Origin of the sequence: Microbacterium sp. NPDC064584, assembly GCF_040687315.1 — a bacterium.
Classification (GTDB): domain Bacteria; phylum Actinomycetota; class Actinomycetes; order Actinomycetales; family Microbacteriaceae; genus Microbacterium; species Microbacterium lacus.
The window spans coordinates 14,344-29,150 of record NZ_JBFBMZ010000014.1; the positions used below are offsets into that span (position 1 = coordinate 14,344).

At 69.5% G+C, this 14,807-nt stretch carries 15 protein-coding genes; 9 read left to right on the forward strand and 6 right to left on the reverse strand.

Features of this window, described 5'->3' with window-relative positions:
- The first annotated feature begins 1 nt into the window (after window position 1).
- The 3 genes from uvrC to whiA are packed head-to-tail and all read left to right on the forward strand — an operon-like array spanning window position 2 to window position 3,862.
- Complete coding sequence (gene uvrC / locus AB0P18_RS15920) at window positions 2-1,885, forward strand: excinuclease ABC subunit UvrC (RefSeq protein ID WP_363360833.1); 1,884 nt, start codon at window positions 2-4, stop codon at window positions 1,883-1,885.
- Window positions 1,886-1,933: 48 nt separating this feature from the next.
- The gene (rapZ, locus tag AB0P18_RS15925; protein ID WP_363360834.1) at window positions 1,934-2,836 is read left to right on the forward strand and encodes an RNase adapter RapZ; all 903 of its coding nucleotides are present in this window, start codon (window positions 1,934-1,936) and stop codon (window positions 2,834-2,836) included.
- Window positions 2,837-2,884: 48 nt separating this feature from the next.
- The gene (gene whiA / locus AB0P18_RS15930) at window positions 2,885-3,862 is read left to right on the forward strand and encodes a DNA-binding protein WhiA (RefSeq protein WP_344053327.1); all 978 of its coding nucleotides are present in this window, start codon (window positions 2,885-2,887) and stop codon (window positions 3,860-3,862) included.
- Here the strand turns inward: whiA and AB0P18_RS15935 are convergent, their stop codons facing one another.
- Window positions 3,863-4,711, reverse strand: coding sequence for a PhzF family phenazine biosynthesis protein (locus AB0P18_RS15935; RefSeq protein WP_363360835.1), 849 nt, complete (start codon window positions 4,709-4,711; stop codon window positions 3,863-3,865).
- Window positions 4,712-4,849: 138 nt separating this feature from the next.
- Between AB0P18_RS15935 and AB0P18_RS15940 the strand changes: the two genes are divergently transcribed.
- The 6 genes from AB0P18_RS15940 (at window position 4,850) to AB0P18_RS15965 (ending at window position 9,270) form a co-directional block, all read left to right on the forward strand.
- Complete coding sequence (locus tag AB0P18_RS15940; protein WP_344053331.1) at window positions 4,850-5,485, forward strand: superoxide dismutase; 636 nt, start codon at window positions 4,850-4,852, stop codon at window positions 5,483-5,485.
- A gap of 105 nt (window positions 5,486-5,590) precedes the next feature.
- Window positions 5,591-6,601, forward strand: a complete 1,011-nt coding sequence (gene gap, locus AB0P18_RS15945; protein WP_363360836.1) for a type I glyceraldehyde-3-phosphate dehydrogenase — start codon at window positions 5,591-5,593, stop codon at window positions 6,599-6,601.
- Between the two features lie 12 nt (window positions 6,602-6,613).
- A complete protein-coding gene (locus tag AB0P18_RS15950; RefSeq protein WP_363360837.1) occupies window positions 6,614-7,828 on the forward strand; it encodes a phosphoglycerate kinase in 1,215 nt (404 codons plus the stop codon).
- Window positions 7,819-8,607: a triose-phosphate isomerase gene (tpiA, locus tag AB0P18_RS15955; RefSeq protein WP_344053337.1), complete on the forward strand. Its 789-nt coding sequence runs from the start codon at window positions 7,819-7,821 to the stop codon at window positions 8,605-8,607. Before AB0P18_RS15950 ends, tpiA begins: the two co-directional genes overlap by 10 nt.
- A 58-nt stretch (window positions 8,608-8,665) precedes the next feature.
- Window positions 8,666-8,914 carry a preprotein translocase subunit SecG gene (gene secG, locus AB0P18_RS15960; protein ID WP_091706206.1) on the forward strand — a complete coding sequence of 83 codons (249 nt, stop codon included), beginning with the start codon at window positions 8,666-8,668 and terminating at the stop codon, window positions 8,912-8,914.
- A complete protein-coding gene (locus AB0P18_RS15965) occupies window positions 8,914-9,270 on the forward strand; it encodes an RNA polymerase-binding protein RbpA (RefSeq protein ID WP_344053341.1) in 357 nt (118 codons plus the stop codon). The genes secG and AB0P18_RS15965 overlap by 1 nt, the downstream gene beginning before the upstream one ends.
- 43 nt (window positions 9,271-9,313) lie before the next feature.
- Here the strand turns inward: AB0P18_RS15965 and pgl are convergent, their stop codons facing one another.
- The 5 genes from pgl to AB0P18_RS15990 all read right to left on the reverse strand — a co-directional run.
- A complete protein-coding gene (pgl, locus tag AB0P18_RS15970; RefSeq protein WP_344053343.1) occupies window positions 9,314-10,096 on the reverse strand; it encodes a 6-phosphogluconolactonase in 783 nt (260 codons plus the stop codon).
- Complete coding sequence (locus AB0P18_RS15975; RefSeq protein WP_363360838.1) at window positions 10,089-11,039, reverse strand: glucose-6-phosphate dehydrogenase assembly protein OpcA; 951 nt, start codon at window positions 11,037-11,039, stop codon at window positions 10,089-10,091. Before AB0P18_RS15975 ends, pgl begins: the two co-directional genes overlap by 8 nt.
- Complete coding sequence (gene zwf, locus AB0P18_RS15980) at window positions 11,036-12,586, reverse strand: glucose-6-phosphate dehydrogenase (protein ID WP_363360839.1); 1,551 nt, start codon at window positions 12,584-12,586, stop codon at window positions 11,036-11,038. Before zwf ends, AB0P18_RS15975 begins: the two co-directional genes overlap by 4 nt.
- A gap of 11 nt (window positions 12,587-12,597) precedes the next feature.
- Window positions 12,598-14,217: a glucose-6-phosphate isomerase gene (locus AB0P18_RS15985; RefSeq protein WP_363360840.1), complete on the reverse strand. Its 1,620-nt coding sequence runs from the start codon at window positions 14,215-14,217 to the stop codon at window positions 12,598-12,600.
- A partial coding sequence (locus tag AB0P18_RS15990) for a transaldolase family protein (protein ID WP_363360841.1) occupies window positions 14,217-14,807 on the reverse strand: 591 nt, incomplete at its 5' end. The genes AB0P18_RS15990 and AB0P18_RS15985, both read right to left, overlap by 1 nt.

A 14,807-nucleotide genomic window follows, 5' to 3' on the forward strand; every position in this document is an offset into this window, starting at 1 on the left:
GGTGGCCAAGACGGCGCGACCGACGGTCGCGTACAAACCGCGCCCAGGTGAGATCCCGACCAACCCCGGGGTGTACCGGTTCCGGGACGCCTCGGGCCGGGTGCTCTACGTCGGCAAGGCGAAGAACCTGCGCGCGCGGCTGTCGAACTACTTCGCGCCGCTGCGGACGCTGCACGAGCGCACGCGGCGGATGGTCACGAGCGCGGCATCCGTCGAGTGGACGGTCGTGGCCAGCGACGTGGACTCCCTGCAGCTGGAGTACATGTGGATCAAGGAGTTCGATCCGCCGTTCAACGTCCGCTACCGCGACGACAAGTCCTACCCGTTCATGGCGATCACGCTCGCCGACGAGGCTCCCCGCGTGATCGTGACACGCAACCGGCGCATTCCCGGTGCGAAGTACTTCGGCCCGTACCCCAAGGTGTGGGCGGTGCACGACACGATCGATCTGATGATCAAGGTCTTCCCGATCCGCACGTGCAGTGACGCGTCGTACAAGAAGGCGATGGCGACGGGGCGGCCCTGCTTCCCCGGGCAGATCGGCCGCTGCGGCGGCCCGTGCTCGATGAAGGTCACGATCGAGGAGCATCGCGCGATCGTCGATGACTTCGTCGCGTTCATGGCCGGCGGCGATCAGCGCTTCTCGCGGGAGCTCAACGCCCGCATGCGCGAGGCGTCCGCCGCGATGGACTACGAAGCGGCAGCAGTGTACCGGGACCGGCTCCAGGCGATCGACGCCGTACTCAACAAGAGCGCGCTCGTGCTGTCCGAGGACACGGATGCCGACCTCTTCGGCATCGCGGAGGACGAGCTCAGCGCCGCCGTGCAGCAGTTCGTGATCCGCGGCGGCCGCGTCCGCGGTGTGCGCGCGACCACGATCGACAAGGAGATCGACATCGACGGGGCCGATCTCGTCGATCAGGTGGTCCAGCGCGCGTACGGGGATGCCGCCGCCGCCGACATCCCGCGCCAGGTCCTCGTCCCCGCACTGCCCGAGGACGCGGCCGAACTCGAGATGTGGCTGCGCGAGCGACGCGGCAAGCAGGTGAGCATCCAGGTCGCGCAGCGGGGTCGCAAGGCGGAGCTGCTCAAGACGGCGACCCTGAACGCCCAGCAGGCGCTCATCCTGCACAAGACTCGACGGACGAGTGACTACGTCGCCCGCACGCAGGCGCTCACGGACCTGCAGGAGGCCCTCGGACTCAGCGAAGCGCCGCTGCGCATCGAGTGCTACGACGTCTCCCACCTCGGCGGCACGAATGTGGTCGCGTCCATGGTCGTGTTCGAGGACGGCCTGCCGCGCAAGGACCAGTACCGGAACTTCGGCGTGAGCGAGACGACGGACGACACCGACTCGCTGTACCAGGTGCTGATCCGGCGACTGGCGTACCTGGACCGCCCGGAGCCGGTGGAGGATCCGGATTCCACCGCGCCCAAACGGCCCCGCTTCGCGTACCCGCCGCAGCTCCTCGTCGTCGACGGCGGCAAGCCGCAGGTCGAGGCGGCCGCGCGCGCTCTCGCGGATGCCGGGCACGAGGAGATCGCACTGTGCGGGATCGCCAAGCGACTCGAGGAAGTGTGGCTGCCGGGGGAGGAGTATCCGGTCATCCTCCCGCGCACGAGCGAGGCGCTGTACCTGCTGCAGAGACTGCGCGACGAGGCGCACCGTTTCGCGATCACCCACCAGCGCCGGCGCCGGCGCCGCGACATCCAGAGCGTGCTGGCGGAGGTGCCCGGACTCGGGGAGGCGCGCATCAAGGCGCTGCTGCGTCACTTCGGTTCCGTCGCGGCACTCAAGCAGGCCACGCCCGAGGAGATCACCGAGTTGCCCGGCGTCGGGCCGAAGCTCGCGGCTGCCATCCATGCCCACCTGGCGAGTGGGTAGGCTGGGCACCCGGAGTCGAGCGCGCGCGGGGAGCAGGTGGCGGAGGCCATGACGGACCTTGAGGAAGCGGCTTCGGCCGACCATCGCGACGGCGGGGAGGTGCTGATCGTCACCGGCATGTCCGGCGCCGGCAGGTCGACGGTCGCCGACGCGCTGGAGGACCTCGGCTGGTACGTCGTGGACAACCTGCCGCCCCAGATGCTGCGCCCGCTGCTCGACCTCACCGAGCTTGCGGCCGGCGCGCTGCCGCGGGTCGCCGTGGTCGTGGACGTGCGGGGACGCGATCTGTTCGTCGACCTCCCCGAAGTGACCCGCGCGCTGCAGCGCAGCCGTCGTCAGGTCCGGACGATGTTCCTGGACGCGTCCGACGACGTGCTCGTACGCCGGTTCGAGGCGGTCCGCCGCCCCCATCCGCTGCAGGGCGACGGCACGATCCTGGACGGCATCCTCCTCGAACGCGAGCGACTGGCGATCGTGCGCGAGAGCGCGGACGTGCTGATCGACACGTCGGGTTTCAACATCCACCAGCTCGCCACGCGCGTGATCGAACTGTTCTCCGCCGAGGATGCCGCGCGCCACACCGTGACGGTGATGAGTTTCGGCTTCAAGTACGGACTGCCGCCGGACGCCGACCTCGTGGCCGACATGCGATTCCTGCCGAACCCGTTCTGGAACGACGAACTCCGCGCCCTCACCGGCGAGGATGAGGCCGTCCGCGACTACGTGCTCGCCCAGGAGGGCGCGTCGGACTTCCTCGACTCGTACGCCGCCGCGCTCGAACCGGTCCTGGCCGGCTATCAGCGCGAGAACAAGGGCCACTCGGTCGTCGCGGTCGGATGCACCGGCGGCAAGCACCGCTCCGTCGCGATGGCTCGCGAGCTCGCTGCGCGTCTGTCGGCGCTTCCCGGGGTGGCCGTCCGGGTGAAGCACAGGGACCTGGGTCGCGAGTAGGCTGGACCGTCGTTCCCCCACCCGACAACGCCCACCACGAGGAGATCCGTGTCGCTGACCGCTGACGTGAAGGCCGAACTGACCTCAGTACGCGATCCCAGCCCCACGGCTCGCGTAGCCGAGCTGACCTCGCTCCTGCGGTTCTCCGGCGGCCTGCACTCGATCGCCGGCCGCGTCGCCGTCGAGGCGGAACTGGATTCGGATCCGCTGGCCCGCCGGGTCGCGCGCGACCTCATGGAGATCTACGGCGTTCGTCCCGAACTCGTCCATGTGCAGGGGTCGGGTGCCCGCAACGGCAGCCACTACGCCGTCCGGGTCATCGACGGCGGCGAGACCCTCGCTCGGCAGACCGGGTTGCTCGACCAGCGGCGCCGGCCGGTCCGCGGCCTGCCCAACAAGCTCACGACCGGATCGCGCGGCGATCTCGCGGCGATCTGGCGCGGCGCGTTCCTGGCTGCCGGGACTCTCAGCGACCCCGGCAGGTCGGCCGCGCTGGAGATCACCTGCCCCGCGCCCGAGGCGGCGATGGCCCTCGTCGGTGCGGCGCACCGCCTGAACATCCCCGCCAAGGCCCGCGAGGTGCGCGGTGTGCCGCGCGTCGTCGTGCGCGAGGGGGAGGCGATCCGAGTGGCGCTCGCCCAGATGGGTGCCCAGCGTGCGGCGGGCGAATGGGATCAGATGCGCCAGCGCCGCGAGGTCCGCGCCGGGGTGAACCGACTCGTCAACTTCGATGACGCGAACCTGCGTCGATCTGCGCAGGCCGCCGTCGCGGCGTGCGCACGCGTGGAGCGGGCGCTCGAGATCCTCGGTGAGGAGGTGCCCGAGCACCTCCGCGAAGCCGGCGCGCTGCGCCTGGCGCACCGCGACGCGAGCCTGGATGAGCTCGGCCACCACGCCGACCCCCCGCTGACGAAGGACGCCGTCGCCGGACGCATCCGCCGACTGCTCGCGATGGCCGACAAGAAGGCCGAGGTCGAGGGGATCCCCGACACCGAGTCCGCCGTGCCGGTCGGCGCCGAGGACTGATCAGGGAATCGGGACAGCGCTTCCGGAGACCGTGATGCCGCCCGTCTCCGGGACATCCACCGTGAGCACTCCGGGGCGGCCGACGTGCCGGCCCTGGGTGATGACGATGCGCGCCGGCGGCCGCACGGCCCCGGTCGCACGCAGGTAGCCGCCGGTCGCGGCGGCGGCCGCGCCGGTCGCCGGATCCTCGACCAGCGTGCCCACCGGGAAGATGTTGCGCGCATCCCACCGGCCATCGCCGAGGTCGCGGAGCACGATGATCGTCGCCGGCCAGCCCTCGGCATCCATGAGAGCCCGCGCAGCGCCGGCGTCGAACGCGAACGTCTCGAACAGTTCGCTGTCCGCGAGGACGATCAGGGGATGCCGATTGCCGGCATACGCGAGCATCGGCGGGTGCGCGGCGTCCAGGTCGGCCCGTTCCGCACCGATCAGCGCCAGGACCGCGTCGAGCGGCCGATCGGCGAGGGGCTCGACGCACGGCTCGACGCTCGTGAAGGATGCCGCGCGCACCCCCGCGTCGATGCGTGTCGTGATCGCGACCTCGCCGACCCGGGTCTCGAACGCGAACATGCCGTCGCCTTCGGTCCGCGCCAGAGCGATCGCCGTCGCGACGGTCGCGTGACCGCAGAAGGGCACCTCCGCGACGGGGGAGAAGTACCGGATGCCGCGCCGCCGGCCTGCGCCGCTGACGAAGGCCGTCTCGGCGTAGCCCACGTCGGCCGCGATCCGCTGCATGCGCGCCTCCGAGAGCGCATCGGCGCCGACGACGACGCCGGCGGGATTGCCGCCGTCGGGATCGCCCGTGAAGGCCGCCCAGCGTTCGATCACCGGTTCGGGATGCCGACTCATCCGGCGATCGTAGCGGCGATAGTGGGTGTCATCCGGGGAAGCAACCCCGGCGGCCGCGCGTTGCTGCTCGATAGGATGAAGACGTCATTCTCGCTGGGCCGAGGAGTATCGGCTCAGCGCCGACAGGAAGAAGAGAACATGGCGAAGTACACCTTGCCCGACCTCCCCTACGACTTCGCAGCCCTCGAGCCGCACATCAGCGGCAAGATCATGGAGCTGCACCACGACAAGCACCACCAGGCGTACGTCACCGGCGCCAACACGGCGCTCGAGCAGTTGGCAGAGGCGCGGGAGACCGGCAACCTGGCGAACGTGAACAAGCTCGAGAAGGACCTCGCGTTCAACCTCGGCGGTCACGTCAACCACTCGATCTTCTGGACGAACCTCGCTCCGGCGAGCGACGGCGGAGGCGGCGAGCCCGAGGGCGAGCTGCAGGCCGCGATCACCGAGTTCTTCGGCGGCTTCGACAAGTTCCAGGCCCACTTCACCGCGGCCGCCACCGGCATCCAGGGTTCGGGCTGGGCGGTGCTGAGCTGGGACCCGATCGGGGAGCAGCTGATCATCCAGCAGCTCTTCGACCAGCAGAGCAACACCGCGCAGGGCACCGTCCCGATCTTCCAGCTGGACATGTGGGAGCACGCCTTCTACCTGGACTATCTGAACGTCAAGGCCGACTACGTCAAGGCCGTCTGGAACATCGCGAACTGGCAGAACGTCGCGCAGCGCCTCGACGCCGCCCGCGAGAAGACCTCGGGCCTGCTGGTACTGTCATAGCGTGTGACGGCGTCCCGGTGGGATGACCTCACCGGGACGCCGTTGTCCTCGTCTGCAACCGCACTCACCGCGCACTCGCGCACGACACATCTCAGGAGAACTTCCGTGGCTGTCAAGATCGGAATCAACGGCTTCGGCCGCATCGGACGCAACTACCTCCGCGCGGCTCTCGCGCAGGGCGCGGACATCGACATCGTGGCGGTGAACGACCTCACCGACAACAAGACGCTGGCCCACCTGCTGAAGTACGATTCCGTCGGCGGAGTCCTCGCCGAGGACGTCACGTACGATGCAGATTCGATCACGGTCGGCGGCAAGACCATCAAGGTCTTCGAAGAGCGCGACCCGGCCAATCTCCCCTGGGGCGAGCTCGGCGTGGACATCGTCATCGAGTCGACCGGACGCTTCACCAAGGCCGAGGATGCCAAGAAGCACATCGCCGGCGGCGCGAAGAAGGTCCTGATCTCCGCACCCGCCACCGGTGACGACGTCACCGTCGTGATGGGCGTCAACGAGGGCGACTACAACCCCGAGACCGACGTGATCATCTCGAACGCCTCGTGCACCACGAACTGCCTCGCCCCCCTGGCGAAGGTCTTCAACGATGCGTTCGGCATCGAGCGCGGGTTCATGATGACCGCGCACGCGTACACCGCCGACCAGAACCTCCAGGACGGACCGCACAGCGACCTGCGTCGCGCCCGTGGCGCCGCGATCAACATCGTCCCCGCATCGACCGGTGCGGCCAAGGCCATCGGTCACGTGCTCCCCGAGCTGAACGGCAAGCTGAGCGGATCCTCGTACCGCGTGCCGGTCCCCACCGGCTCGATCGTGGACCTCACGATCGTGACACCGACCGAGGGCCTCACGGTCGACCAGGTCAACGCCGCCTACAAGGCCGCCGCCGCCGACGGGCGCCTGGCCGGCTACCTGCAGTACACCGAGGACCCGATCGTCTCCAGCGACATCCAGGGCAACCCGCACTCGTCGATCTTCGACGCGGAGCTGACCAACGTCAGCGGCAACCTCGTGAAGGTCTCGGCGTGGTACGACAACGAGTGGGGCTACTCCAACCGTCTGGTCGACCTCACCGAGTACGTCGGCGAAAGCCTCTGAGCGCGCTCTGACATGCCTCTGCGCACCCTGGAATCGCTGGGTTCGCTCGCCGGCACGCGGGTCATCGTCCGCTGTGATCTGAACGTCCCCCTGAAGGACGGCCAGATCACGGACGATGGCCGCGTGCGGGCGTCGCTGCCCACCCTGAACGCGCTCATCCAACAGGGTGCGCGTGTCGTCGTCTGCTCGCACCTGGGTCGCCCCGACGGGGCTCCCGACGCGAAGTACAGCCTCGCCCCCGTTGCGCAGCGTCTTTCCGAGCTCCTCGGCAAGCCTGTCGCGTTCGCGCGCGACACGGTGGGCGAGTCGGCGCAGGAAGCCGTCGCCGCCCTCGAGGACGGTGATGTCACCGTGATCGAGAACCTCCGCTTCAACCCGGGGGAGACCTCGAAGGACGACGCCGAGCGCCGCGCGTTCGCGGAGCAGCTCGCCGGGCTCGGCGACGTGCTGGTCTCGGACGGATTCGGCGTCGTGCACCGCAAGCAGGCGAGCGTGTACGACCTCGCCGAGATCCGTCCGTCGGCGGCCGGCCTGCTCATCGCGGCCGAGCTCGACGTGCTGGACCGGCTCACGGAGACCCCGGAGCGCCCGTACACCGTCGTCCTCGGCGGCTCGAAGGTCAGCGACAAGCTCGGCGTGATCTCGCACCTGCTGCCGCGCGTGAACCGTCTGCTCATCGGCGGCGGGATGCTCTTCACCTTCCTCGCCGCTCAGGGCCACAAGGTCGGCGCGAGCCTGCTCGAAGCCGATCAGCTCGACACCGTGCGCGAGTACCTGCGCACTGCGGAGGAATCCGGCGTCGAGATCGTGCTGCCCACGGACATCGTCGTGGCATCGAAATTCGGGGCGGATGCCGAGCACGTCGTCACCGCGGCGGACGCGATCGAAGACACACCGTTCGGCGCCTCCGGCCTCGGTCTGGACATCGGGCCGGAGACGGCCGCGCGTTTCGCGGAAGCGATCCGCGAAAGCCGGACCGTGTTCTGGAACGGCCCGATGGGCGTGTTCGAACTCGCTCCGTTCGCCGCCGGCACGAAAGCCGTGGCTCAGGCGCTCACCGAGGTCGACGGCCTGAGTGTGGTCGGCGGCGGCGACTCCGCGGCGGCGGTGCGGCAGCTCGGATTCCGCGACGACCAGTTCGGTCACATCTCCACGGGCGGCGGCGCGAGCCTGGAGTTCCTCGAAGGCAAGAAGCTCCCCGGACTGGAGGTCCTCGGATGGTCGTAGCGCGACTCCCGCTCATCGCGGGCAACTGGAAGATGAACCTGGATCACCAGCAGGCGATCGCCTTCGTGCAGAAGCTGCACTGGGCGCTCAAGGAGGCCAAGCACCTCGACGACTCGGTCGAGGTGGGGATCTTCCCCCCGTTCACCGACCTGCGCACCGTGCAGACGCTGCTGGATGCCGACAAGATCCCGTTCGCCCTCGGCGCGCAGGACCTGTCGACGAAGGACTCCGGCGCGTACACCGGCGAGGTGTCGGGTGCGTTCCTGTCCAAGCTCAATTGCGCGTACGTGATCATCGGGCACTCCGAGCGTCGCGAGTATCACGGCGAAACCGACGAGGTCGTGGCCGCGAAGGTGCAGGCGGCGCTGCGGCATTCGCTGGTGCCGGTGATCTGCGTCGGCGAGACCTTGGAGCAGCGCGAGGAGTCGGGACCCACGGCGATCTCCGTCGGCCAACTCGAGGTGGCGCTGGAGGGCGTCCCGGCCGACGCCGACATCGTGGTGGCCTACGAGCCGGTCTGGGCGATCGGGACAGGTCAGGTCGCGTCGCCCGAGCAGGCGCAGGAGGTGTGCGCGAAGCTCCGCGAGGTCGTCGCGGCCAAGCTCGGTCCGGATGCCGGGCAGCGCACCCGTGTGCTGTACGGCGGATCGGTCAAATCCGCCAACATCGCCAGCTTCATGCGTGAACCCGATGTGGACGGCGCCCTGGTCGGCGGCGCGAGCCTCGTCGTCGACGAGTTCGCGGCCATCATCAGGTACCAGAAGCACGTCGGCGTCTGATCGCGCTTATACTGGGAGATCGTGCGCCCGTGACGGGCGCGGTGAAAGGCGTAGATCTGTGCAGATCCTCGAGTTCGTCCTGCAGGTGCTCCTGGGCATCACCAGCCTCCTGCTGACCCTGCTCATCCTGCTCCACAAGGGGCGTGGTGGCGGTCTGTCCGACATGTTCGGCGGCGGCATGACATCGGCGCTGGGGTCGTCCGGCCTCGCTGAGCGCAATCTCAACCGCTTCACCGTGATCCTCGCGCTCGCGTGGTTCGTCTCGATCGTGGCCCTCGGCCTGATCACGAAGTTCCAGAGCGTCTGATGGCCACCGGAGGAAACGCCATCCGCGGCACCCGAGTCGGTGCCGGGCCCATGGGCGAGCAGGACCACGGCTTCCACGCGGAGCGCATCGCGATCTCCTACTGGGATGCGCTCGGCAACGAGACGATCCGGTACTTCGCTGCCGGCATCCCCGACGAGGAGATCCCCGAGACGATCGACTCGCCGCACTCCGGCCTTCCCGCCGGACGCGACAAGGAGAATCCGCCGGCCCTGGCGAAGACCGAGCCGTACAAGACGCACCTCGCCTATGTGAAGGAGCGTCGTACGGAAGAAGAGGCCGAGCAGCTCCTCGACGACGCGCTCAAGCAGCTGCGCGACCGTCGCGGCCAGGACTGACGCCGAAGCGAAGTGAAAAAGGCGCCGCAGTGCGGCGCCTTTTTCAGTACTCCTGGTCGATGAGCTCCGGGGGCACTTGCGAGGCCGCGGCCTCGTCGACGAAGAAGATCGTGCGTCGGCGTCCTTTGGCGCCCGCGGCCGGCACGCTCGCGTAGCTGGCTCCGGCGAGGGCGAGCCCCAGCGCCGCGGCCTTGTCGGCTCCGGCGAGCACGAGCCACACGCGCCGCGACCCGTTGATGACGGGTCGCGTCAGGGTGATCCGCTCGGGGGGAGGCTTGGGGGAGTCCCGCACCGCGACGGCGACCTCGTCCGTCAGGAGGATCTCGGGCCGGTCGGGGAAGAGCGAGGCGATGTGACCGTCCGGCCCCACGCCGAGGAAGCAGATGTCGAAGGACGGCCAGGGGGTGCCGTCGTCCTGGGGGAAGCGGGCGAGCTCCGCGGCGTAGCGTGCCGCGCCGCCCTCGAGGTCGATGCCCTCATCGCTCGCGGGCATGTGGTGGACGTTCGCCGCCGGGATGGTCAGTGCGTCCAGCAGGGCGTCGCGCGCCTGCTTCTCGTTGCGGTCGGGGTGTTCGCGTCCGACGAAACGCTCGTCGCTCCACCAGAAGTGCACCCGCGACCAGTCGACGCGGTCGCGACGCGGATTCGCGGCTGCGGCGGCCAGGACCGCGGATCCCATCGACCCGCCGGTGAGCGACACGTGCACGAGCGCGCCGTCGGCGCCGCACTTGGCGAGGCGATTGAGGAACCGGGTGGCAACGGACTCAGCGAGGGCGGTGGTGTCGGTGCTGATCACCACGCGCTTCTCGATGACGTAATCAGCCATGCGTCTCCTGCGTCGCCGGTTCCAAGAGCGCCCAGCCCTCGGTGATCACTCGACCATACAGGACGTCGGGATCGAGGCGACGAAGCTCCTCGGCGAGGCACTCGCGGAGCGTGCGCCGCGGCAGGACGAGGTCGTGCTGCGGCTGACCGGGCTGGGTCAGGCACGCGATCGCAGGGGAGGAGCGCTCGAGAAGGACATCCCCGCTCGCCCGGCTGAGGCGGACGGACTTGATCCCGTCGGCCCACTCGTCCTCGGGCAGGTAGCGCCAGTCCACCGGCACGTCGAGCATGAGGCGCAGCCACGCGGCCAGCAGGGCCGTGGACGGGGAGCTCGCGGCACCGCGCACCTGAACGGCGGTCACGGCGTCGTACGGCGGCTGGTCGAGGACCGCCGCAAGCTGCTCGCGCCAGTGCGTGAGCCGCGTCCAGGCGAGATCGGTGTCGCCGGGTGCGTGGTTCTGTCCGAGCGAGGCCACCCATGCCGACGGGTCCGACTTCGTGGCGGCATCCGTGATGCGTCGTTGCGCGATACGACCGATCGACGTGGTCGACGGCGACTCGGGCGTCTTGTTCGGCCACCAGACGACGACGGGAGCATCGGGCAGCAGCAGACCGGTCACGAGGCTCTCGAGATTGCTCTCGCCCGCCTCGCCGAGCGCGCGGAGCGTCACGACCTCGCTCGCACCGGCGTCGCCACCGACGCGGATCTGCGCGTCCAGCCGGGAGTCGGCATCCGCTCCGTCGACCATGAGCACGATCACCCGCATCGGGTGCTCGCGCGAGGCGTCGTTCGCGGCCTCGACGACCTCTTCGAGCGCCGCCTCCCGCGTGAGGATCACCAGGGTCAGGACGCGACCGAGTGCGACCGCGCCGCCCTCCTCGCGCACGCTGACCAGGGCCCGCGAGATCTTGCTGACGGTCGTGTCGGGCAGGTCGATGATCACGGGCGCCTCCAGGTGCGTCCATCGCGGGCGAGCATCTCGTCCGCGGATGCCGGACCCCAGGAACCAGGGGCGTACTGCTCGAGCGGGCCGCCCTGCTGCGTCCAGAACTCCTCGATGGGGTCGAGGATCTTCCAGGACAGCTCGACCTCCTCGTGCCGCGGGAAGAGCGGCGGATCGCCCAGGAGGACGTCGAGGATGAGCCGCTCGTAGGCCTCGGGGCTCGCCTCCGTGAAGGCGTGACCGTAGCCGAAGTCCATCGTGACGTCGCGCACCTGGGCGCCCGCGCCGGGCACCTTCGAGCCGAAGCGGATCGTGACGCCCTCGTCGGGCTGCACGCGGATCACGAGGGCGTTCTGCCCTTGACCGGAGGTCTGGCTCCGGGAGAACAGCTGTTCGGGCGCCGTCTTGAAGACGACGGCGATCTCGGTGACGCGGCGCCCGAGGCGCTTTCCGGTGCGCAGGTAGAACGGCACCCCCGCCCAGCGCCGCGTGTTGATCTCGAGTGTGATCGCCGCGTACGTCTCGGTCGTGGAGTCGGGGTCCATCCCGTCTTCCTCGAGGAAGCCGAGCACCTTCTCGCCGCCCTGCCAACCGCCGGCGTACTGTCCGCGCGCCGTCGACCGCGCCAGGTCGTCCGGGAGCGTGACGGCCGCGAGGACCTTCTCCTTCTCGGCGCGCAGGTTCTTCGCGTCGAACGAGATGGGCTCCTCCATCGCGGTCAGCGCGAGGAGCTGCAACAGGTGGTTCTGGATCACGTCGCGGGCGGCTCCGATGCCGTCGTAGTACCCGGCCCGGCCGCCGACGCCGATGTCCTCGGCCATCGTGATCTGGACGTGGTCGACGTAGTTCGCGTTCCAGATCGGCTCGTAGAGTTCGTTCGCGAATCGGAGGGCCAGGATGTTCTGGACCGTCTCCTTGCCGAGGTAGTGATCGATGCGGAAGATCGAGTCGGTCGGGAACGTGGAGCGCAGCGCGTCGTTCAGCTCCCGCGCCGAGGCCAGGTCGTGCCCGAACGGCTTCTCGATCACGACCCGCCGCCAGCGCTCGGGCCGGTCGGCGGTGTCATCCACGAGGCCCGACGCGCGCAGCTGCTCGGCGACGAGGGCGAACGCCTTCGGGGGGATCGAGAGGTAGAACGCGTGGTTGCCCATCGTGCCGCGTTCCACATCGAGGGTGTCCACGGTCTCCCGGAGGCGGCGGAACGCGTCCGGGTCGTCGAACTCGCCCGAGACGAACTTGATGCCCTGCAGCAGCTGCTGCCACGTCTCCTCGCGGAACTCGGTGCGCGAGTGCTCCTTCACGGCGTCCTTGACGACCTCCGCGAAATCCTGGTCCTCCCAGTCCCGGCGCGCGAAGCCCACCAGGGCGAAACCCGGGGGCAGAAGACCGCGATTGGCCAGGTCGTAGACGGCCGGCATGAGCTTCTTGCGCGACAGGTCGCCGGTCACCCCGAAGATCACGAGGGCGCTGGGCCCGGCGATCCGGTTCAGCCGGTGGTCCTCCGCATCGCGGAGCGGATTGTGCCCGCGCGAGATCTCTACAGTCATGGATCCTGCTTCTACTGGGCGGCTTCGAAGAGCGTGAGCACCTCGGCCTGCGGATCGGTGAGGGTCAGCGTGACCACCGGGCGGCCGTGCGCGGCGAGAACCGCAGCGTCGCCGGCGGCCTGGGCTCGGATGAGCTGACCGAACGTGAACGGCCGGCCGGGGATCTCGAGGTCGACGTCCGTCTGCTCGAGGATCTGCAGGAACACGCCCCTCGCCGGGCCGCCCTTGTGGAACTGCCCGGTGGAGTGCAGGAAGCGCGGGCCCCACCCGAACGTCGTCGGACGCCCGGAGTCGGCGGCGACGAGTTCGCGCAGGCCCTCGAGCTGCGACAGGCGGTCACGATCCGCGTAGGCCTGGATCGACACGTAGCCGTCCGCCGGAAGCTGTGCCCAGAGGGCGTCGAGCACCCCGGCCACGGTTCCGGAGGCCGCGAGCGCGGCATCCGACACCCGCACTTCGACGCCGTCGAGCGCAAGAGCCGGTGCGGTGTCGGCGGGTCGCTCGTCGAGGAGTCCGCGCGCGGCGATCTTGGCCGATTCGACGTCCGGCTGGTCGAACGGGTTGATGCCGAGCATGCGGCCGGCGATGGCGGTCGCGTACTCCCAGACGATGAACTGCGCCGCCAGCGAGCCGCTGATCAGCACTTCGCCGAAGTGATGCTCGCGGAAGTGGAACGCGTTCGCCTCGTCGACGAACCGGACGATCTGCAGGTCGGCCGGCGGGTTCTCGACTTCGGGTGAGACGGGGAGAAGGACGACGGGCAGGATGCCGGTGCCGTTCTTCCCGGTGGACTCCGCGACGAGCTGCTCGATCCAGTCGGGGAGTCCGACGATGTGCGTGCCGTCGGTGACCAGCCCGAGCTTGTCGCGTCGCGGATCCCCTCCGGCGATCGCGGCAGCGAGCACCAGAGCAGGGTTCTCGGGGCTGTCGATCGCCACCTCGAGCAGCGTCGCCTCCGCCTCGTCCAGCAGGGTGGCGATGTCGACGCCCGCGAGGCCGCTCGGGACCAGTCCGAACGCGGTGAGCGCCGAGTACCGACCACCCACCGTCGGATCGGCGTTGAAGACGCGGAATCCCTCGGCGCGCGCGGACACGTCCAGCGGCGAGCCGGGGTCGGTCACGATCACGATCCGGCCCGTGGGCTCGATGCCGATGTCGCGGAACGCGGCCTCGAACACCCGCTTCGCCGAGTCGGTCTCGACGGTGGAGCCGGACTTGGACGACACCACCAGGACGGTCTGCTCGAGTCCGCCTGCCTCGGCATCGCCGTCGACCGCGGCGAGCACCTGGCTCGGCGCGGTCGAGTCGAGGATCACGAGGGGGACCCCGGAGGTCTGCGCGATCACTTCGGGAGCGAGGGACGATCCGCCCATGCCCGCCAGCACCACGCGGGTGACGCCCTGCGCGACCAGTTCGGCGCGGAGCGCCTCGATCTCGGGGACGAGGGGACGCGAGACCGAGACGGCCTGCACCCACCCCAGGCGCTTCGACACTTCGGCCTCGGCGTCGGGGCCCCACAGCGACCCGTCGCCGGCGGTGATGCCGGAGGCGACCAGATCGGAGATCAGGCCGGGCAGCGTCTCATGCACGACCTCCTTGACGTGGCCGGTCAGGTGGATCTCGAAAGCCATCAGACTGCGGATGCCGCAGCGGCGGGACCGGCGAGGGCCTGGGCGACCGTGTCCTTGAGCTCGTGCCAGGACGCGATGAACTTCTCGACGCCTTCGTCCTCGAGCACTTGGGTGACATCGGCGAAGTCGACGCCGACCCCGGCGAGCGCCGCGAAGACCGCGTGAGCGTCGTCGTAGTTCCCGGTGATCGTGTCGCCGGTGACCACACCGTGGTCGAACGTGGCCTCGAGGGTCTTCTCCGGCATCGTGTTGACCGTTCCGGCCGCGACGAGCTCCGTGACGTACAGGGTGTCCGGCAGCGCCGGGTCCTTCACTCCGGTCGACGCCCACAGGGGACGCTGTACGTTCGCGCCGGCTTCACGGAGTGCGGCGACCCGCGGGGTGGCGAACTCGCCCTCGAACAGCTCGTAGGCCAGGCGCGCGTTCGCGATGCCCGCCTTGCTCTTGAGTGCCTCGGCCTCGGGCGTGCCGATCGCGCTGAGCCGCTTGTCGACTTCGGTGTCCACCCGTGAGACGAAGAACGACGCGACGGAGTGGATGCCGGACAGGTCGATGCCCGCCTCCTTGGCCTTTTCGAGGCCGGCCAGGTA

Coding starts and splice junctions, on each gene's coding strand:
- rapZ (WP_363360834.1), top strand. CDS start 1,934: ATGACGGACCTTGAGGAAGCGGCTTCGGCCGACCATCGCGACGGCGGG.
- AB0P18_RS15935 (WP_363360835.1), bottom strand. CDS start 4,711: ATGAGTCGGCATCCCGAACCGGTGATCGAACGCTGGGCGGCCTTCACG.
- AB0P18_RS15940 (WP_344053331.1), top strand. CDS start 4,850: ATGGCGAAGTACACCTTGCCCGACCTCCCCTACGACTTCGCAGCCCTC.
- AB0P18_RS15950 (WP_363360837.1), top strand. CDS start 6,614: ATGCCTCTGCGCACCCTGGAATCGCTGGGTTCGCTCGCCGGCACGCGG.
- tpiA (WP_344053337.1), top strand. CDS start 7,819: ATGGTCGTAGCGCGACTCCCGCTCATCGCGGGCAACTGGAAGATGAAC.
- AB0P18_RS15965 (WP_344053341.1), top strand. CDS start 8,914: ATGGCCACCGGAGGAAACGCCATCCGCGGCACCCGAGTCGGTGCCGGG.
- pgl (WP_344053343.1), bottom strand. CDS start 10,096: ATGGCTGATTACGTCATCGAGAAGCGCGTGGTGATCAGCACCGACACC.
- zwf (WP_363360839.1), bottom strand. CDS start 12,586: ATGACTGTAGAGATCTCGCGCGGGCACAATCCGCTCCGCGATGCGGAG.
- AB0P18_RS15985 (WP_363360840.1), bottom strand. CDS start 14,217: ATGGCTTTCGAGATCCACCTGACCGGCCACGTCAAGGAGGTCGTGCAT.